Origin of the sequence: Bacillus mycoides (genome assembly GCF_001757995.1) — a bacterium.
GTDB lineage: Bacteria > Bacillota > Bacilli > Bacillales > Bacillaceae_G > Bacillus_A > Bacillus_A mycoides_B.
On the sequence record NZ_LXLV01000021.1, the window covers coordinates 1 to 18,772 of the forward strand.

The 18,772-nt window shown below is 36.5% G+C and carries 19 protein-coding genes and 2 pseudogenes; 18 read left to right on the forward strand and 3 right to left on the reverse strand.

What is annotated here, in order from left to right; all coding sequences use genetic code 11:
- Nucleotides 1-5 precede the first annotated feature (5 nt).
- On the forward strand, nt 6-89 hold the full coding sequence (locus BWGOE10_RS33930) for a hypothetical protein (protein ID WP_367890491.1): 84 nt from the start codon (nt 6-8) through the stop codon (nt 87-89).
- 68 nt (nt 90-157) lie between these two features.
- Here BWGOE10_RS33930 and BWGOE10_RS07975 read toward each other — a convergent pair whose 3' ends face one another.
- Nucleotides 158-760: an HD domain-containing protein gene (locus BWGOE10_RS07975; RefSeq protein ID WP_070141606.1), complete on the reverse strand. Its 603-nt coding sequence runs from the start codon at nt 758-760 to the stop codon at nt 158-160.
- A 171-nt stretch (nt 761-931) separates the two neighbouring features.
- On the opposite strand from BWGOE10_RS07975, the pseudogene BWGOE10_RS07980 reads away from it, so the two are divergent.
- Nucleotides 932-1,327: pseudogene (locus BWGOE10_RS07980) on the forward strand (flagellar motor protein MotP); the annotation flags it as partial.
- Nucleotides 1,328-1,394: 67 nt separating this feature from the next.
- A complete protein-coding gene (locus BWGOE10_RS07985) occupies nt 1,395-2,414 on the forward strand; it encodes an N-acetylmuramoyl-L-alanine amidase (protein ID WP_070141645.1) in 1,020 nt (339 codons plus the stop codon).
- A gap of 49 nt (nt 2,415-2,463) precedes the next feature.
- Here BWGOE10_RS07985 and BWGOE10_RS33935 read toward each other — a convergent pair whose 3' ends face one another.
- A complete protein-coding gene (locus tag BWGOE10_RS33935) occupies nt 2,464-2,655 on the reverse strand; it encodes a SemiSWEET family transporter (protein ID WP_415858224.1) in 192 nt (63 codons plus the stop codon).
- A 304-nt stretch (nt 2,656-2,959) separates the two neighbouring features.
- On the opposite strand from BWGOE10_RS33935, the gene BWGOE10_RS07990 reads away from it, so the two are divergent.
- The 15 genes and pseudogenes from BWGOE10_RS07990 to BWGOE10_RS08055 all read left to right on the forward strand — a co-directional run bounded on the left by BWGOE10_RS07990 (nt 2,960) and on the right by BWGOE10_RS08055 (nt 18,522).
- Nucleotides 2,960-5,695, forward strand: a complete 2,736-nt coding sequence (locus BWGOE10_RS07990) for a GGDEF domain-containing phosphodiesterase (RefSeq protein WP_070141607.1) — start codon at nt 2,960-2,962, stop codon at nt 5,693-5,695.
- A gap of 156 nt (nt 5,696-5,851) precedes the next feature.
- Nucleotides 5,852-6,628, forward strand: coding sequence for a TerC family protein (locus BWGOE10_RS07995; protein ID WP_070141608.1), 777 nt, complete (start codon nt 5,852-5,854; stop codon nt 6,626-6,628).
- A 104-nt stretch (nt 6,629-6,732) separates the two neighbouring features.
- Nucleotides 6,733-6,925 (forward strand): annotated as a pseudogene (locus BWGOE10_RS29655) (hypothetical protein).
- Nucleotides 6,894-9,842, forward strand: a complete 2,949-nt coding sequence (gene fdhF, locus BWGOE10_RS08000; protein WP_070141609.1) for a formate dehydrogenase subunit alpha — start codon at nt 6,894-6,896, stop codon at nt 9,840-9,842. Before BWGOE10_RS29655 ends, fdhF begins: the two are co-directional and overlap by 32 nt.
- A 160-nt stretch (nt 9,843-10,002) precedes the next feature.
- Nucleotides 10,003-10,485, forward strand: coding sequence for a DUF1641 domain-containing protein (locus tag BWGOE10_RS08005; RefSeq protein WP_070141610.1), 483 nt, complete (start codon nt 10,003-10,005; stop codon nt 10,483-10,485).
- 150 nt (nt 10,486-10,635) lie between these two features.
- Nucleotides 10,636-10,980 (forward strand): DUF2294 domain-containing protein, encoded by a 345-nt coding sequence (locus tag BWGOE10_RS08010; RefSeq protein ID WP_070141611.1) that lies wholly within the window; start codon nt 10,636-10,638, stop codon nt 10,978-10,980.
- Nucleotides 10,981-10,996: 16 nt separating this feature from the next.
- Nucleotides 10,997-11,794 carry a formate dehydrogenase accessory sulfurtransferase FdhD gene (fdhD, locus tag BWGOE10_RS08015; RefSeq protein WP_070141612.1) on the forward strand — a complete coding sequence of 266 codons (798 nt, stop codon included), beginning with the start codon at nt 10,997-10,999 and terminating at the stop codon, nt 11,792-11,794.
- Nucleotides 11,795-11,814: 20 nt separating this feature from the next.
- The gene (gene moaA, locus BWGOE10_RS08020; protein WP_070141613.1) at nt 11,815-12,831 is read left to right on the forward strand and encodes a GTP 3',8-cyclase MoaA; all 1,017 of its coding nucleotides are present in this window, start codon (nt 11,815-11,817) and stop codon (nt 12,829-12,831) included.
- Between the two features lie 207 nt (nt 12,832-13,038).
- Nucleotides 13,039-13,833, forward strand: coding sequence for a formate/nitrite transporter family protein (locus tag BWGOE10_RS08025; RefSeq protein ID WP_070141614.1), 795 nt, complete (start codon nt 13,039-13,041; stop codon nt 13,831-13,833).
- A 43-nt stretch (nt 13,834-13,876) separates the two neighbouring features.
- Nucleotides 13,877-14,893, forward strand: coding sequence for a molybdopterin-synthase adenylyltransferase MoeB (locus BWGOE10_RS08030; protein ID WP_070141615.1), 1,017 nt, complete (start codon nt 13,877-13,879; stop codon nt 14,891-14,893).
- Nucleotides 14,894-14,912: 19 nt separating this feature from the next.
- Entirely contained in the window at nt 14,913-16,226 is a 1,314-nt protein-coding gene (gene glp, locus BWGOE10_RS08035) for a gephyrin-like molybdotransferase Glp (RefSeq protein WP_070141616.1), read from the forward strand.
- Entirely contained in the window at nt 16,207-16,671 is a 465-nt protein-coding gene (locus BWGOE10_RS08040; RefSeq protein WP_070141617.1) for a molybdenum cofactor biosynthesis protein MoaE, read from the forward strand. The genes glp and BWGOE10_RS08040 overlap by 20 nt, the downstream gene beginning before the upstream one ends.
- A 4-nt stretch (nt 16,672-16,675) precedes the next feature.
- On the forward strand, nt 16,676-16,912 hold the full coding sequence (moaD, locus tag BWGOE10_RS08045) for a molybdopterin converting factor subunit 1 (protein ID WP_070141618.1): 237 nt from the start codon (nt 16,676-16,678) through the stop codon (nt 16,910-16,912).
- A gap of 48 nt (nt 16,913-16,960) precedes the next feature.
- Nucleotides 16,961-17,449, forward strand: a complete 489-nt coding sequence (moaC, locus tag BWGOE10_RS08050; RefSeq protein ID WP_070141619.1) for a cyclic pyranopterin monophosphate synthase MoaC — start codon at nt 16,961-16,963, stop codon at nt 17,447-17,449.
- Nucleotides 17,450-17,469: 20 nt separating this feature from the next.
- A complete protein-coding gene (locus BWGOE10_RS08055) occupies nt 17,470-18,522 on the forward strand; it encodes a P-loop NTPase (protein WP_070141646.1) in 1,053 nt (350 codons plus the stop codon).
- Here the strand turns inward: BWGOE10_RS08055 and BWGOE10_RS08060 are convergent.
- Nucleotides 18,510-18,728: a hypothetical protein gene (locus BWGOE10_RS08060; protein WP_070141620.1), complete on the reverse strand. Its 219-nt coding sequence runs from the start codon at nt 18,726-18,728 to the stop codon at nt 18,510-18,512. The two genes, BWGOE10_RS08055 and BWGOE10_RS08060, sit on opposite strands and share 13 nt — an antisense overlap.
- Nucleotides 18,729-18,772: the final 44 nt, after the last annotated feature.

Genomic DNA, 18,772 nt, shown 5'->3' on the forward strand with positions numbered 1-18,772 from the left:
CATACATCTATCATTATAACTACAAACGATTCCAAAAACGACTCAATCATCGAGCTCCGATCGAATATCGAATTTCGATGGCTGCATAGTCTTTTTTACAGTTGTCTACTTGACGGGGATAAGTCCATTTTGAGTGTCTTATTTCATAATTAAATGGTTACTGTTTGCATGCTTCAACGTCAATGCCGGCAGTGAGTAATTTTTTTTCTCCGTCTTGTTCAATGATTTTTTGTAATTTAGATAAGAAAGAGTCAAAATCTGTATGTTTACCAACTTGGAAAGTCATTTTATGCTCAATTGGTAGCCAAGTATCAATATCAGCTTCGTTATGCTGAATTTTCACTTCAAGTTTATCAAGTGCATTAGCAACTTTTGCTTCATACGTTTCTTTCGCTTCGAACTCCATCCATAAATCGTATAATTCTTCACCAAGAGAACCTTCTAGTGTATGTTTAATATTTAAAATAGCCTTTTGCTCATTTTTTTGTTTTTGTAATTGTAATTCACGGCTATTCATCGTATCAAAGGCAGGAATATCACCAGCTTCTGCTTCAACAAGATCGTGAATTATGACCATTTTAAGTAATTTTTCTATGTTTACTTTTTGATCCAAATAAGGCTCAACTAAGATAGCCATTAGGGACATACGCCACGTATGTTCAGCAACACTTTCTTGACGTCCGTTAGAAAGCCAACTATGTCGCATTTCATATTTTAGTTTTTCTGCTAATGCAATGACTTGCAAAATGTTATGTTCCATCGTGATCCTCCTCATATTTCCATACTATAATTCTAATATGGAAATGAAATGTGTCAATTTTATGAGTATATTGCGATAAATAGATGATAAGCGTATAATGAATGTTATATGTGAAAACGCATTATTAAAATAAAAAAATGTTTTATAAAAATGAAAAGGAAGGGCAGGAATATGGGAGACGAAAATCAAGTATTAGCTAGACCACAAAGAAAAAAAAGGAAGTTTGACATTTCTAGCCCAATTGGCATTACAGTAGGTTTTGCGATTGTAATAGCGGCAATCATGCTTGGCGGCGGTGGAATAAAAGGTTTTAAAAACTTCTTAGATGTTTCATCTATTTTTATCGTTATAGGAGGAACAACAGCGACAATCATTGTGGCATATAGATTTGGAGAAATAAAAAAATATACGAAAAGTATTTTTACTTTTTTACATAGAAGAGAAGAAGATTTAGAACAGTTAACGGATTTGTTCGTTGATTTTTCAAAAAAGTCTAAAAAACACGGATTGCTTTCATTAGAAGTTGATGGAGAGCAGGTAGACAATCCTTTTATTCAAAAAGGTATTGAGTGGTTATCCAGATGGAACTTTTGGTTCAAGTGATACATTAGATAGGGCTTCTGCAGCAACCATTATGACAAAAGCTCTAGGTATACAAGTTGATACAAATGCAAAACCTTCTTTTACAGATTCTCAAAATCATTGGGCAACCCCTTATATTGCTGCTGCTGAAAAAGCAGGAATAATTAAAGGTGAAGGAAATGGAATATTTAATCCTTCTGGAAAAGTTACTCGTGCTGCAATGGCAACAATGTTAGTAAATGCATATAAGCTACAAGATAGAACAAATAGTAGTGGGCAAAGTAAATTTGATGATTTAAAAGGACATTGGGGTGAAAAATTTGCCAATATTTTAATTGATTTAAAGATTTCTGTTGGTACTGATAATGGTTGGCAACCAAATAAATTCATAACACGTGCAGAAGCCGCACAACTTACTGCCAAAACAGATACCCTTCAATACAGTCCGAAAAACCCTTTAGAAAGTAAAACAATCATTATTGATCCTGGACATGGTGGTGCAGATCCCGGAAAGTCCACAAAAGGATTGCCTGAAAGTAAAATCGTATTAGACACTTCCTTACGCCTACAACAATTGCTCGAAAAACATACACCATTTACAGTTTTACTAACTCGTGAATCTGATACTAGACCTGGACATGACCAAAAAAGCTCTTTACAGGAACGTGTTAAATTTGCTAAGCAAAATGAGGGGGATATCTTTATAAGCATTCATGCAAATGCTTATAATGGTAATGCAAAAGGGACAGAAACATACTACTATAAATCTTCTGAATCCGAAAAAACAAATCCTCATGTGGAAGAAAGTCGTGTGTTAGCGGAAAAAATTCAAACACGTTTAGTAGAGGCTCTTCAAACACGTGATAGAGGCGTTAAACATGGAGATCTTCATGTTATAAGAGAAAACGACATGCCAGCTGTGTTAACGGAACTGGCATTTATAGATAATGGTATCGATTACAGTAAACTATCTACGGCAAACGGCAGACAGATTGCAGCAGAAGCCATTTATGAAGGGATTTTAGATTATTATGAATGGAAAGGAAATAATGTATCTGAATATAGGTTGTAATAAGTACAAGGAAATTTAGTAATTCTAGGAATATGCAATTTATTAATTGCTAAAGTATAGTTTTGTTATTTGAAATGTGTTTTAGTTTTATAGTGTATACTAGCACCGAATTATTAAGGATTATAAATAAGTCGGTGTTTAAGTTAGCGTACTTAATGAATACTATAGAAGTTATGAAGAAAAAAAGATAAATAGATAGGGGCATACACCTACATTCATTATTTTTACGTGAAATTTTAATTTAAAAATAGTTAAGTTATATGATTCAGATGGGCAGTATACAATTAGTTCAAAGAAAACATTCTTTGAACTAATTAGCTATTAAATCTACTTGTTACATAAATAGATCGTATAACAATAATTGATATTGTTAAGGACATAGCTGCAGATATTTGTTGTAATTCCTGTTATGGAATTTTTAAATATCTGCAGGTGTAATATAAGGGTGCTTTATTTTGAAAGAAATCTTTTGAAATGGTCATAATATGAATAATAATTAGATACAAATTTTAAAAAATGATGAAAGACTTAAGAAGGTGAATATATTGCTTAAACATTCACATTTGCAATTTATCTTATTAACAATAGCTCTAATATTCTATATAAGCTTTTGCTATATATTTTTATTTGTTTTTCCGAATCAATATTTCGTATCAGATTTTAATATCCGACTATCATCCTTAGTTGTTGAAACTACTGTATTTATCTCATTACTGTATTCTATATTATCCAGAAAAATTAAGTTAGGAGTATTCTGGGTTTGCATTACTATTGCAATAGGGTGTTTCTTGATAGGGAATTTTATATCCGCTTTTCAAGTACTTAATGTAGAATTACCAATACAAAATTTTAATATCTCTGATGTGTTTTTGTTGTTTTTCTTATTCTTCTTTCTCTTTGCATTCTTTTATAAAATCATTATGGAATGTAACAAGTGGGAAAAGGCGTATTTACTTTGTGATTTATGTATTGTTGTTACTGCTATTTTTACATTAGAGTGGTACCTATTTAATAAACCTTCTGCAAATATCTTATTCTTATCAATTGGAGATGTTTTTCTTTCATTTATTTTTCCGATTATAGATTTATTGCTTCTTTTACTAGGAATTAGCCTGATCTTTCGACCAGCTATTTTTAATGCGAAAAGTAAATTATTTATTTTTATTCTCGTATTAACTGGATTGGCTATTACGGACTACTTGTATTTTTACTTACAAGATGATTTGTCAGAGCGTTCACTTATATTATTAAGGTGTTTGTATAGAGTTTTCCTATTATTAATTGCTATTGCTGCTGCTGTACCGAAGAATGCTTCTTCTAGAAGAAATTATTTTATTATTGATCCGACATTCGGAAAGAAACTTCTTGTCATATTTCCTTATCTTGCAGTTGCAGTCTTAATTGGTTTTACTCTTAAAGAGCAAACTTCCTCGGCTACACTTATTACTGGAAATTGTATTGCATTTGTATTTGTGCTGATTCGTCATACTATCGTACGAATGCAAAACAGAGATTTAACCGAAATGTTAAAAGTGTTTAATAATCAATTAGAACAAAAAGTATCTCAAAGAACAGAAGATTTAATAAACAAATCCAATGACTTGGTCAAAGATCAAAAGAGATTTAAGTCATTATATGAGTATCATCCAGATCCTATTTTAACGATTAATTCAAATGGTACTGTGTTAAATATAAACCAGGCTGGAAGTATGTTATTAGGAAAAAACAGTGATGAATTAATAGGTAAAGAGTGCTTCTCGATTTTTTTAGACGAAGATAGATCTGAATTGGAAGCAGCTCTACAGGAAGGGAAACGATGCAGTTCGGCTTCGTTACAATTACGTGTGAAAAATAATAATGAGAAGGACATTCATTTTTGGTACGTCACCATTGTTCCTATTATGATAGAAGGACAAACTTTTGGGAGTTATGTAATGGTAAAAGACATTACGAGAATGAAGAAACAACAAGTTGAGATAAACTATCTAGCATTCCATGATACAGTGACGGAGATTGGAAATCGAATATTCTTCCAACAAGAATTAGAAAAATCCATTGAGCGTGCACGAAAAACGCAGGGTGAATTTGGACTCTTGTATATAGATTTAAATCGTTTTAAGACCATTAACGATACACTGGGACATTCAATTGGTGATAGTGTTTTAAAAGAAGTTGCTAAACGTTTTAGGACATGTCTGTCACCGGCTATTCCTCTAGCGAGAATAGGGGGAGATGAGTTTGCGATCATAGTCCATAACCACACAGAGCAACAGCTATTGGATTTGTGTGAAACTCTATTTCGTATAACTGAAGAAGCATTTGTAGTAAATCAGCATAGCTTTTACTTATCTCTTAGTATAGGAATAGCAGTGTATCCGTTTGGAGGAATAAATACTACTACACTTTTACAACATGCTGATATTGCTATGTATAGTGCAAAGGAAAAAGGTAATAATGCTGTTTGCATGTATGACGAGACATTATCAAAAAAAATAACAAGACGATTACGATTAGAACAGGATTTACCGAAGTCATTAGAAAATAATGAGTTGTTTTTATTATATCAACCACAAGTTGACAGTAAGACTGGTATGGTTATTGGTGCAGAGGCTTTAATTCGTTGGCAACATCCAGAACTGGGACTTATTTCTCCTTTTGAATTTATACCTATCGCGGAAGAAACGTCGCAAATTATTCCAATTGGGAAATGGACGTTACAGGAAGCGTGTCGACAACTGAAAAAGTGGCATTCTGCAGGCTATGCAAATCTAAAAATGGGGATAAATTTATCAGCTATAGAGTTTGAACAGAAAGATTTTGTTCAAGCAATCATATCTACCATAGAAGAAGTAGGGGTACCTGCTAGTTCGATTGATTTAGAATTAACAGAGAGAATAGCAATGGTAGATGAAAAAGAAACCTTATCGAAGTTAAAAGCATTAAAATCATATGGTGTACATTTATCAATTGACGATTTTGGTACAGGGTATTCTTCATTAGCATATCTCCCTTTGTATCCAATCGATACCTTAAAAATTCCAAGAGAATTTGTTAATAGGATCGAAAATTCTACTGATGGAAATGAAATTATTCATACCATTATTTCACTAGCGCATACTTTAAACATGAAAGTGATCGCAGAAGGGGTGGAAACGAAGGAACAATTAACAGTGTTACAACGTAATGCATGTTATCTAATTCAGGGCTATTACTACAGTAAACCTGTAAGTGAAGATGAATTCATCAAGTTTTTAAGCACAATGTCGCGTCACCTTTTCTAAGAAAACCACAATCTAGATTTGTTCTTTGTTGAAATTATAACAAATAGAGGACAGCAAAGTAACTGTCAAAATGTTTTAGCATTTAATTTGGCTTAATAGGAAATTCTAATGAGCAAAGACCTTATCTGATTTTAGTTTTAGAAAGGAGAGAAGCGGATGGAGTCAATATGGCTAGAGTACGCTTGGGCATTATTAATTCTAATTGGATTAGAAGGATTGTTATCGGCTGACAATGCCCTTGTCCTAGCGGTTATTGCGAAACATTTACCCGAAGAAGAGAAGAAAAGAGCCATAAATTATGGAATCATTATGGCCTTTGTTTTTCGATTTGCAGCCCTGTTTGCGATTTCATTTATTGCAAATGTTTGGCAAATACAAGCAATAGGAGCGGCCTATCTTCTATATTTAGGATTGAAGCATGTCATTCAGGCGCAATTTGGAAAAGACAATCAAAATATTCATGAGGAAGATGAAAAGGAAGCGGCAGGTAAAAGCTACTGGTTCACAGTAGGAAAGATTGCATTAGCTGACCTTGCTTTCGCGATTGATTCAATATTAGCCGCAGTTGCTCTTGCTCTAGGGCTTCCGGATTCACCGCTTGACGATTTCGGAGGTATGGATGGAGGACAGTTCATTGTTGTACTTCTTGGTGGGATTGCTGGACTTATTTTAATTAAATTTGCGGCAACTTGGTTTGTACAATTACTTGAGAAACGGCCAGCATTGGAAACAACAGCATATGCGATTGTTGCTTGGGTTGGTGTCAAATTAGCTGTAATTACACTGGCTCATGAGGATATTGGTATTTTAGACCATGATTTTCCGCACAGTACAACTTGGACTTTAATCTTCTATGGAGTATTAGTTGCTATCGCACTAATTGGTTGGTTTGCACCGGGAAATAAGTCAGCCAAAAATAATCCCGAAAGATAATAAAAAGGTCAGAGCATTATGTGCTTTGTCCTTTTTAATGATAATTATATTGTGTATTTTTCGATTTAACGCTATAATTACAGTGTTAAAGATGGAATCGTGATATGACCTGTTATGAATCTATCATTTTATTTATGAATAAATGGATTGGTATTTTAGCAAGATGTGCTAATAAACTACTCCACCATGATGATAACGTGCCAAAAATGTGGTGCGTATATTTTCGTGGTGGAGTTTTTTTTATTCTCAAAAAGGGGGAGTAACCATGAACGACAGCATGGTTCATATTACAATTGACGGCAAAGAGTATAATGCTGAGCCTGGTTCAACTATACTGGGCATTATTAATGAGAACGGAATTGAACATCCACAAATTTGTTACGTGCCAGAAGTGGATCCTATTCAAACGTGTGATACTTGTATTGTAGAAGTTAACGGAAAGCTTGTGCGATCCTGTTCTACTGTAGTGACGAGCGGTATGAATATTGAGTTGTCCTCTATTAGTGCGAAGGCAGCACAACATGAGGCGATGGACCGTTTACTAGAAAATCATTTACTTTACTGTACGGTATGTGACAACAATAACGGGAATTGTAAATTGCATAATACGGCAGAATTAATGGAAATTGAGCATCAAAAATATCCTTACGAACCAAAAGTTGAGACAGGCGAAGTTGATATGTCCCATCCATTTTACCGCTATGACCCGAATCAATGTATCGCATGCGGTCAATGTGTAGAGGTGTGTCAAAACTTACAAGTAAATGAAACGTTATCTATTGATTGGGAGGCAGAGCGCCCGCGTGTTATTTGGGACGAAGGAGTAGATATTAACGATTCTTCATGTGTAAGCTGCGGTCAATGTGTAACAATTTGTCCTTGTAATGCATTAATGGAGAAATCGATGCTCGGTGAAGCTGGATTTATGACAGGGTTAAAACCGGATATTATGGGGCCTATGGTTGATCTTATTAAAGAGGTTGAACCTGGATATAGCGGTATTTTCGCTGTGTCAGAAGTAGAAGCTGCAATGCGCGACACTCGTACGAAGAAGGCGAAAACAGTATGTACGTTTTGTGGTGTAGGTTGTTCATTTGAAGTATGGACGAAAGGGCGCAAAATTTTAAAGGTGCAACCAACTTCTGAGGCACCAGTTAATGCAATTTCTACTTGTGTAAAAGGAAAATTCGGTTGGGATTTCGTTAATTCTGAAAAAAGACTTACGAAACCTTTAATTCGTAAAAATGGAGTGTTCGTTGAATCAACTTGGGAAGAAGCGCTTAATGTAGTGGCGAATAAATTGGGCTCTATTAAAGAAGAGTACGGTAAAGGTTCTATCGGCTTTATTTCTTCTTCTAAAATTACGAATGAAGATAATTATGTTATTCAAAAATTAGCGCGTCAAGTGTTCGAAACGAATAACGTTGATAACTGTTCACGCTATTGTCAATCACCAGCGACAGATGGATTGTTCCGTACAATTGGTATGGGCGGAGATGCAGGGACGATTAAAGATATCGCACAATCGGGTCTTGTTATTATCGTCGGTTGTAATCCAACAGAAGGTCACCCAGTATTAGCGACTCGTGTGAAACGTGCGCATAAACTTCACGGTCAAAAACTAATTGTTGCAGATCTTCGTAAAACTGAAATGGCAGAGCGTTCAGATATCTTTATTAGTCCAAAGCAAGGAACAGACCAAGTATGGTTAATGGCTGTTACGAAATATATGATTGATCAAGATTGGCACGATCAGCAGTTCATCGACGAGAATGTAAACTTCTTTGATGATTTCAAAGATAGTCTCGCGGAATATACGCTTGAATATGCAGAAGAGATTACAGGTATTTCAACAGAAACTCTCGTTAAAATGGCAGAAATGATTCGTGATGCAGATGGTACGTGTATTCTTTGGGGAATGGGTGTAACGCAAAATACTGGTGGTTCAGATACTTCCGCTGCAATTTCAAACTTACTTCTTGCAACAGGAAATTATCGCCGTCCAGGTGCTGGTGCATACCCGCTTCGAGGTCATAATAACGTACAAGGTGCTTGTGATATGGGAACACTTCCAGGCTGGCTTCCAGGATATCAGCACGTTACTGACGATGTAGAGCGTGCGAAATTTGAAATAGCTTACGGAGTAAAAATTGATAATAAACCAGGTCTAAATAACATTGAAATGCTTCACGCAATTGATGAAGGAAAAATGAAAGCTATGTATCTTGTTGGAGAGGATATGGCTCTTGTAGATTCCAATGCAAATCACGTACATGAAGTGTTATCAAGCCTTGAATTCTTTGTCGTTCAAGATGTGTTCCTTTCTAAAACAGCTCAATACGCTGATGTAGTATTACCAGCAGCGCCATCTCTTGAGAAAGAGGGTACTTTTACAAATACAGAACGTCGTGTACAAAGATTATATCAAGTACTTCCGGCGCTAGAAGATGCGAAACCAGACTGGTGGATCGTGCAGGCAATTGCTAATAAGTTAGGTGCAAACTGGAACTATAATCATCCAAGTGAAATCTTTGCTGAAATGGCGAGTTTATCACCACTATTCGCACACGCAAACTATGAAGTGCTTGAAGGGTGGAACAGTTTCCACTGGGGAAGTTTTGATGGAAGGAATACGCCGCTTCTATTCAAAGATGGATTTAACTTCCCAGACAAAAAGGCTCGTTTTGCGATAGCTGATTGGGTACGTCCTGCTGAATTCCCAGCAGAATACGATCTTCACATTAATAACGGTCGTATGCTGGAACATTTCCATGAAGGGAACATGACAAATAAATCAACTGGTATTCAATCGAAAGTACCAGGTGTTTTCGTTGAAGTTTCTCCAGAATTAGCAAGGGAACGCGGAGTGAAAACTGGTTCGTTAGTACGCCTTGTTTCTCCATTTGGAGCACTTAAATTACGTGCACTTGTAACAGATCGTGTAAAAGCGAATGAACTGTATTTACCGATGAATTCGACTGATAAAGAATCGGCAATTAATTTCTTAACAGGTCCTGCCGTTGACTTACGTACAAACACGCCTGCATATAAACAAACGAAAGTACGTATGGAAGTGTTAGAAGTAGAAGGTGAAAATCCGATGCCAAAAACGAACCCACGTAATAAAAAGCGCCATCCTCAAAAAGGTATTGAGGTAAATCGTAAGTGGGCTCGTCCAGGATACGTACACTTAACGGATAAAGTGAAACTTTAATCAGTGGGGGTTTTCTTTATCTCCCACTGATTATTAGCCTTCACCAATCGGGCTTTTACGGGCAGCCCAACCCCCACCTAACTTCTTTGCTTTCGTTGAATTTTGAGGTAGGGGTCTTACTGCCCGCAAATAGCGGGATAAATAGGGAGGAGAAAAGAATATGGCAGCACCTATTCAAGCGATCCACAAGCAGGAGCTAACTGAGGAAGAACTCAAACAACAAAAACTCGAAGATTTAAAAGAACTGCTAGCTAATAATGAAGATGCTTTAAATCAAATGTTTAATATAGTAGGTGAACTAAATGACATTGGGATGCTGGAAGCTGCAAATTCTATGCTGAAAGCGAAAGAACCAATCGCAAAAATTGTTCTAGGTCAAGTCACTCGTGAACCTGTTACAAATTTAATTAATAATATGATGGGCGCTGCAGGTGCTTTAACAGAACTTGACCCAGAACTTACGAAAAAGCTTATAGGTAGTTTATTAGTAGGGCTGGAAGAAGGTAATGAGCATCTGCAAAGTAATAAAAAGGTTGGGGTATTCGATCTTATGAAAGTACTGAAGGATCCAGATATTAATCGTGCTATCGGATTTGGTCTTCATTTCTTAAAAGGTATGGGTAAAGGGTTAAAAGAAGAATAGATAAGCAACAATAATAGTATTTCATATGTTGTTTGCGTACTTGAGATAATTGTACAAGATGATCCATTTCGTCTCATTATTAAATAGTTTAGGCGAAATGGTCATTTTGTTAAAATAGTTGTGATGGAATAACTAGGAAGGAATGAGAGTATGTCAAAAATGGTACATGAATTTAATGATATGATCCGAAAGCTTCGCAAAGAGTTGTTTGGGAAAGGACCGGAACGAATTCATACTGTATTTACTGAAAACATGGCGATTGCTACACTTTATGGGAATTTGACACCTACAGAGAAATTCATTTCGGGAACTATGGATGGTGCGGAAATGGTTCATATGGCTCGAACGAAAATGATTCAAGAAGTGTATGTGGCTAATCCTCATGAACATTTAGAAAAACTTGTTGGTGCGAAGTTAGTTCATCTGTTTTCTGATATGAAAGTAGATGAAGATATTGCAGTTTCCGTGTTTGTTTTTGATAAAAATATAACGTGAGAGAAGGATGCTCATCGTGAAATCGATTCAGGTGGAACGGAATATTTTCAAATATGAGCAAGGGGAATTTAAACATATAGAGGACAGCATTGTAACAGAGTTTCCTGTTACGGTTAAAATTAATGGCCAGGAATTTGTTACAATGGTTAGTACTCCGGAGTATATTGAAGATATGGTAATTGGCTTTTTAGCCTCTGAAGGCATTATCCGAAAGTATGAAGATATTGATGAAATATGGGTACAGGAAAAAGAAGGGTATGTACATGTAAAAACGATGAAAATCAATCCTTATTATCGTGACATGCAAAACAAACGTTATATTACTTCGTGCTGTGGAATGAGTAGGCAAGGATTTGTTTTTGCGAACGATGCGCTGACGGCGAAAGAGATGAGTGATATTCGTGTAAAGATCTCTGCCGAGGATTGTTTTCGGCTAATGAATGATATGCAACAATCTGCGTCTACGTTTCAACATACAGGCGGCGTTCATAATGCAGCTTTATGTGATGTGAGTGGAATTGTTTTAAGCCGCATGGATATAGGAAGACATAACGCTTTAGACAAAATTTACGGCTATTGCTTAAAAAATAACATTTCGATTGGTGATAAAGTTATTGTTTTTAGTGGACGTATCTCTTCTGAAATTCTATTAAAAGTTGCGAAAATTGGCTGTGAAGTAATATTGTCAAAATCAGCTCCAACTGAGTTAGCACTTGAGCTAGCGGAGCAGTTAGGGATTACTACAATAGGCTTCATTCGTAATAAATCTTTAAATATATATACGCATCCAGAGCGGATTATAAATATAAAATAAGTAGAAACGAGGCAATAATCATGAAATCTGTCACATTAGACAAATTAGAGCGTCCTTTAAAGGATTTACGTATTTCTGTCACTGATCGCTGTAATTTTCGCTGTCGATATTGTATGCCAGAAGAGATATTTGGTCGTGATTATTCTTTTTTGTCTAATGATAAAATTTTATCTTTTGATGAAATTGAAAGGATTACACGTATTTTCGTTTCTTTAGGTGTCAGAAAGTTACGTATTACTGGGGGAGAGCCTTTACTTCGAAAAGACCTACCTGAACTCATACAGCGGTTAAATGAAATTGATGGCGTAGAGGATATTGGTTTAACGACAAATGGATCATTACTTAAAAAATTTGCTCCAGATTTATATAAGGCGGGTTTATCTCGTGTGACAGTTAGTTTAGACTCATTAAATGAAGAGCGCTTCTCTTATTTAAATGGGAATAGAAGTAAAGTGAAAACTGTTCTTGCAGGAATACAGGCTGCAGCGGAAGCCGGAATGAAAATTAAAATGAACATGGTTGTTCAAAAAGGGAAAAATGAACAAGACATCGTTCAGATGGCAGAGTACTTTAAAGAGAATAAGCATATCCTTCGGTTCATTGAATATATGGATGTCGGTAATTATAACGGCTGGGAATTAGGCGAAGTAGTTTCTAAGCAAGAAATACTAAAGATGATTAATGAAGTTATGCCGCTTGAAAAAATTGAGGCGAACTATCCTGGTGAAGTTGCGACACGTTATCGCTATATCGGTAGTGATGAAGAAATAGGAATTATTTCATCTGTAACAGATTCGTTCTGCTCATCATGTACAAGAGCACGTATTTCCGCAGAAGGAAAATTGTATACATGTTTGTTTGCTTCTAAAGGAAACAATCTTAAAGAATTACTTCGCTCTGGATATACGGATGAGGAAATTACTAATGTTATTAGTGACATTTGGAATAATCGTTCAGACCGTTATTCAGATGAACGGTTAAGCGATACGAATAAAAAAACAATGCCGAAAATTGAAATGTCGCATATCGGTGGCTGAGAAACTACTATGAATGTAGACTCTCTTTGTTAACGTAAATAGTGGAAAGTGTGCAAGTTTTGTACACTTTCTATGAGTATAGTAAAAATGATGATTGATATTTCTGTAAGAGATATGCAGAGAGATTAAGCAGCATTCAAAAATCCTTACGATGTTAAGGGTTTTTGGTGCTGCTTTTTTTAGATGAGAAAAATGGAGGAATTAGTTATGGCATTTCATAAACCGGAACAAATTGCTGCGCTTGTGATTGAATCCGGTGTTCAAAAGGTAAGGCAACCGTTATCCGCAATGCTTATTCTTGGTTTTTTAGGAGGAGCATTCATTTCGTTAGGATTTTTACTTAATATTCGTGTTCTAGGTAATGTACCAGAGCAGTGGGGAAGTTTAGTCAATTTTATAGGAGGAGCGGTTTTTCCTATTGGACTTATGCTCGTTGTTTTAGCGGGAGGAGAATTAATTACGGGAAATATGATGTCGATGGCCATGGCACTGTATGCGCGGAAAATTTCATTGAAACATGTGTTACACAATTGGGCCTGGATTACTTTAACTAACTTCGTGGGTGCACTTTTCGTAGCGTATTGTTTCGGTCATCTTGGCGGGTTAACTGAGGGTGCGTATTTAAATAAGACGATAGCGATAGCTCAAGATAAGTTACATGAATCTTTCGGGAGAACGTTAATTTTAGCAATTGGTTGTAACTGGCTCGTTTGTCTTGCAATTTGGTTAGCTTACGGAACGAACGATTTAATTGGGAAGATTGTTGGAATTTGGATTCCGATTATGGCTTTTGTCGTAATTGGATTTCAGCAAGTAGTAGCAAATATGTTTGTCATTTCAGCCGTTATTTTTGCCGGGCATCTTACGTGGATGGATCTTGCTAAAAACTTTGTGCCTGTCTTTATCGGAAATGTAATTGGAGGAGCTGGATTTGTTGGATTCGCTTATTTTTCTTGTTATCAGAAACAAAGTGCTACCGAAAAAGATGTATTGAAAAAATAATAGTAATTGAAGCGGATTTTCTAAATGAAAGGAAGGCTACCTCATGATAGAACGGTATTCACGACAACAGTTGTTCACTCCTATTGGAAGTAAAGGCCAAGAGAAGATTAGAAATAAGCATGTGTTGATAGTCGGGGCAGGTGCATTAGGAAGTGCAAGTGCGGAAAGCTTTGTGCGTGCAGGTATCGGGAAATTAACGATTATTGATCGCGATTACGTAGAATGGAGCAATTTACAGCGGCAACAACTTTACGCTGAACAAGATGCGATAGAAAAGTTGCCAAAAGTAATCGCAGCGCAGAATCGTTTAAAACAAATCAATTCAGACGTGCAAATTCAAGCTCTTGTAATGGATGCAAGAGTAGATAATATGGAATCTTTATTGGACGGTGTTGATGTCATTATTGATGCCACAGATAATTTCGATATTAGGTTCGTGATCAATGACTTATCACAAAAATATAATATTCCTTGGATTTACGGTTCTTGTGTCGGAAGTTATGGCATGAGCTATACAATTATTCCGAAGAAAACACCGTGCTTACATTGTGTGTTGAAAAGTGTTCCTGTTACAGGGGCGACGTGTGACACAGTTGGAATTATTAGTCCTGCCGTTCAAATCGTCGCAGCATACCAAGTAGCAGAAACATTCAAAATTTTAGTAGAAGATTACGAAGCAGTTAGGAAAACATTTTTAATGTTTGATATATGGAGTAATCAACATCATTCTATTAAACTAGGGAAAATCAAAACGGAAGACTGCCCTTCGTGCGGAACAAATAGAACTTATCCTTATTTATCATACGAAAATCAAACGAAGACAGCTGTTTTATGCGGAAGAAATACAGTTCAAATTAGACCGGCGCATAATAGTCATTACAACTTTGGTGAGTTAGAAAAAGTATTAAAGAACCACGGGAAAGTAGATCGAAATCCATATTTGCTATCTTGCCAACTAGACGATTACCGCATGGTCATTTTTCAAGATGGTCGTGTATTTATTCATGGAACGAATGAAATCCCAAAAGCGAAACAACTATACTATCGGTTATTAGGCTAATAGAAAGGGATTGGTAATGATGGAAAGAAGAGTGCCAATTACAGTTGAAGAGGCTGTCCGTAAAGTAATGGGATTTGCTAATTGTGGTGTAAAAGAACTAGTACCACTTGAATTAGCATACGGGCGAACATTAGCAAACGATTTAGTAGCTGATCACGATGTTCCTTCCTTCGATCGCTCGCCATATGATGGATTTGCTATTAGGGCTGAAGATACTTTACGAGCTAGTCGTGAGAATCCAATTGTATTTGAAGTCATCGGTGAAATTGGAGCAGGTTCCGTATTTCCTACAGAGGTAGGGGCATTCCAAGCAGTTCGAATTATGACGGGGGCACAAATTCCGAAAGGGTGTAACGCGGTCGTCATGCTAGAACTGACTCGTCATCGTCAATATGAGAATATCGGAAAAAGTTATATGGAAGTGAAACGCTCATTTAAAGAGGGGGACAATATTTCCTTTCAAGGTGAAGATGCACGTAAAGGAACCGTTCTCGTAAAAAGAGGTTGTTACATTAACCCAGGTATTTCAGCTCTTCTTGCTACATTCGGTTATAGCGAAGTGCCAGTTGCGAAAAAGCCAGTCATTGGAATATTAGCGACTGGAAGTGAACTTCTCGATGTAAATGAAGAACTACAACCTGGGGAAATTCGAAATAGTAATACGTACATGATATCGTCTCAAATTCGAAGAGCAGGTGGAAGAGTAAAATACTTCGGGAAGTTTAGCGACGATTTTCATACGTGCTACGAAGCAGTGAAAAAAGCGTTAAGAGAAGCTGATATGTTAATTACAACTGGTGGTGTTTCAGTAGGCGACTATGACTATTTGCCAGCTATATATGAAAAATTAGGCGCATCAGTTCTTTTTAATAAAGTAGCCATGCGGCCGGGGAGTGTCACGACTGTAGCGCAATTAAAAGGAAAATTATTATTCGGATTATCAGGTAATCCTTCTGCTTGTTACGTAGGTTTTGAATTATTCGTAAAACCTAGCATTCGTACGTATATGTTTAGTGAAAAGCCGCATGTAAAGCGAGAAAAAGCAATACTCGGAGAAGATTTTCTAAAACCTAATCCATTTACAAGATTTGTACGAGCAAAGCTGAAATATAACGAAGGACAACTAATCGCTTATCCTTCAGGATTTGATAAATCTAGTTCCGTTTCTTCATTAGCGGAATCAAATATTTTTATCGTACTACTAGGCGGAACGAGAGGATATAAGAAAGGAATGTTTGTAGATGTTCTCTTATTAGAAGATAACGAAGGTAGTGAATGGCCTTGGACATTCCGTAAAGTGGGGAGAGGTTTTGATGGGACAAGTACTATTTGAAATTGTAGATAATCCGATTGTAGTTCAAGAAGTAACGAATAAAGTAGTAAGACGCGAAGCGGGAGCCATTACAACTTTTATTGGAACTGTAAGAGAATTAACGAAAGGAAAACGAACGTTACACCTTGAGTATGAAGCATATAAACCGATGGCAGTAAAAAAGCTTGCTGAAATTGGAGAAGAAATTAAGAAAAAGTGGCCAGATGCGAAAATAGCAATTAAGCACCGAGTAGGGCGACTAGAAATAATGGATATCGCCGTTGTCATTGCAGTATCGTCTCCGCATCGTAAAGTGGCGTATGAAGCGAATGAATACGCAATCGAACGTATAAAGAGAATTGTCCCAATTTGGAAAAAAGAATTTTGGGAAGATGGAACGGAGTGGATTGGAGATCAACTTGAAAATACTTCATATCCAGAAGGAAAACCAGAGAAAGAAGAATGAGAGAATGATAACAATTTTACTGTTCGCAAATTTACGAGAAGAAGTCGGCTTAGAGAGATTAGTAATAATAGAAAAACGAGAGATGAATGTTCATCAATTGAAAAAATGGCTGAAAGATAACTATCAATTACAGACGCTAGATAAAGTTATGATTGCGATTAATGAAGAATTTGTAACGGACGAAGAAATCGTAAAAGCTGGAGATACCGTCGCGTTTATCCCGCCTGTAAGTGGGGGTTAATTCTTCCAGTTTGAATATTTCATCTTTCATACGTTAAGGAGGATCATTATGAGTGAATTTTCGCATTGGAATGAAGAAGGAAGAGCTAAAATGGTTGATATCTCTCAAAAAGACATTTCAACACGCACAGCTATTGCGCAAAGTACAATTTCTTTATCAAATGAATTATTCCAAGCAATTCAAAGTGGTGGATTGAAAAAAGGTGACCCGCTCCAAGTAGCACAAGTTGCTGGCATAATCGGTGCTAAAAAAACAGCGGATATTATTCCGATGTGTCACCCGATATTAATCCAAGGAACTGATTTTACGTTCCATTATGAAAAGAAAACCGATGGCTATGAGTTGATAATACGAGCGACAGTAAAATGTAGTGGGAAAACAGGTGTAGAAATGGAAGCATTAACTGCCGTAACGATTGCAGCTCTTACTTTTTACGATATGTGTAAAGCTGTTGATAAAACGATGGTTATGAAAGAAACATATTTAGTACAAAAAACGGGTGGGAAAAGCGGAGGCTTTTTTCACAAGGTAAAATAATTACAATGGAAGGAATGTGTATGATGATTACTCACGAACAGATTATGAACGCTTTAAGCCATGTAGAAGATCCAGAGTTACACAAAAGTATTGTGGAATTAAACATGGTTAGAAATATAAAAATTGATGGTACAGAGGTTGGGCTAGAAGTAGTTTTAACAATTCAAGGTTGTCCGTTGAAAGCAAAAATACAACAAGATATTGAAGACTCACTTCGAAACATTGGAGCGTCGAAAGTTTCCTTAACATTTGGCTCAATGACACCAGAAGAACGTGCGGCATTAACAGCGTCTTTAAAGAAAGAAGCTAGAACGGAAACAGGAATGCCTAGTATGCTTCGACCTGATTCTGGTGTGCGTTTTATTACTGTAACGAGCGGAAAAGGGGGAGTCGGGAAATCAACTGTGACGATTAACCTTGCTACTGCGTTAGCTCGTATGGGGAAAAAGGTTGGAATTTTAGATGCAGATATATACGGGTTCAGCATCCCTGCTATGATGGAAACGAATGAAAAGCCAACGATGATCGATCAAACCGCGATTCCAGTCGTTAGTCACGGTGTTAAAATTATGTCGATGGGATTCTTCACAGAAGGAAACAACCCAGTCATGTGGCGCGGACCGATGTTAAACAAATGGATACAAAACTTCCTTGCGAACACGCACTGGGGAGAATTAGACTATCTTCTTCTAGATTTACCACCTGGAACAGGAGACGTTGCCATTGATGTCGCTGCAATGATTCCACAAGCGAAGGAAATTATCGTTACGACGCCTCATAACGTAGCTTCATTTGTCGCGTCTAGAGTAGGAGTAATGGCAAAACATACGAAACACGATATTTTAGGTATCGTTGAAAATATGGCATATTATGAGGAGCAGGATGGCTCAAGAAACTATCTCTTCGGCAAAGGCGGTGGTGAAATGTTAGCAGAACAACTGCAAACAGAAGTAATTGCCCAAATACCGTTTGCGAAGCGTGAAGAGAATGGTGGTTCATGTGTATATGACGAAGATTCGCTCGTTGGGGAGATTTTTACTTCTTTAGCGGAGGATATTATTTATAAAGGATAGGCTGATATAAAAGTGGGATACATAGCACGTATGTATCCCACTTTTATTTTTAATGGAGTTATTTCAACAGTTTTAAAGGTTATATTTAAAACTGCAATAACTTCGAAACTATTTGTGGAATTTGATTTGCTTGAAACCATAGTAAGTACAACATGCATACGTCTTTCATGCGCCTTGATGCTTAAAACATTCGTGCCAATACGCATAATAGACACTTCTTATAGATCTATATATCCGGTGTTCTAGAGCT

Coding starts and splice junctions, on each gene's coding strand:
- BWGOE10_RS07975 (WP_070141606.1), bottom strand. CDS start 760: ATGGAACATAACATTTTGCAAGTCATTGCATTAGCAGAAAAACTAAAA.
- BWGOE10_RS07985 (WP_070141645.1), top strand. CDS start 1,395: ATGACAAAAGCTCTAGGTATACAAGTTGATACAAATGCAAAACCTTCT.
- BWGOE10_RS07995 (WP_070141608.1), top strand. CDS start 5,852: ATGGAGTCAATATGGCTAGAGTACGCTTGGGCATTATTAATTCTAATT.
- fdhF (WP_070141609.1), top strand. CDS start 6,894: ATGAACGACAGCATGGTTCATATTACAATTGACGGCAAAGAGTATAAT.
- BWGOE10_RS08005 (WP_070141610.1), top strand. CDS start 10,003: ATGGCAGCACCTATTCAAGCGATCCACAAGCAGGAGCTAACTGAGGAA.
- BWGOE10_RS08010 (WP_070141611.1), top strand. CDS start 10,636: ATGTCAAAAATGGTACATGAATTTAATGATATGATCCGAAAGCTTCGC.
- moaA (WP_070141613.1), top strand. CDS start 11,815: ATGAAATCTGTCACATTAGACAAATTAGAGCGTCCTTTAAAGGATTTA.
- BWGOE10_RS08025 (WP_070141614.1), top strand. CDS start 13,039: ATGGCATTTCATAAACCGGAACAAATTGCTGCGCTTGTGATTGAATCC.
- BWGOE10_RS08030 (WP_070141615.1), top strand. CDS start 13,877: ATGATAGAACGGTATTCACGACAACAGTTGTTCACTCCTATTGGAAGT.
- glp (WP_070141616.1), top strand. CDS start 14,913: ATGGAAAGAAGAGTGCCAATTACAGTTGAAGAGGCTGTCCGTAAAGTA.
- BWGOE10_RS08040 (WP_070141617.1), top strand. CDS start 16,207: ATGGGACAAGTACTATTTGAAATTGTAGATAATCCGATTGTAGTTCAA.
- moaD (WP_070141618.1), top strand. CDS start 16,676: ATGATAACAATTTTACTGTTCGCAAATTTACGAGAAGAAGTCGGCTTA.
- moaC (WP_070141619.1), top strand. CDS start 16,961: ATGAGTGAATTTTCGCATTGGAATGAAGAAGGAAGAGCTAAAATGGTT.
- BWGOE10_RS08055 (WP_070141646.1), top strand. CDS start 17,470: ATGATGATTACTCACGAACAGATTATGAACGCTTTAAGCCATGTAGAA.
- BWGOE10_RS08060 (WP_070141620.1), bottom strand. CDS start 18,728: ATGCGTATTGGCACGAATGTTTTAAGCATCAAGGCGCATGAAAGACGT.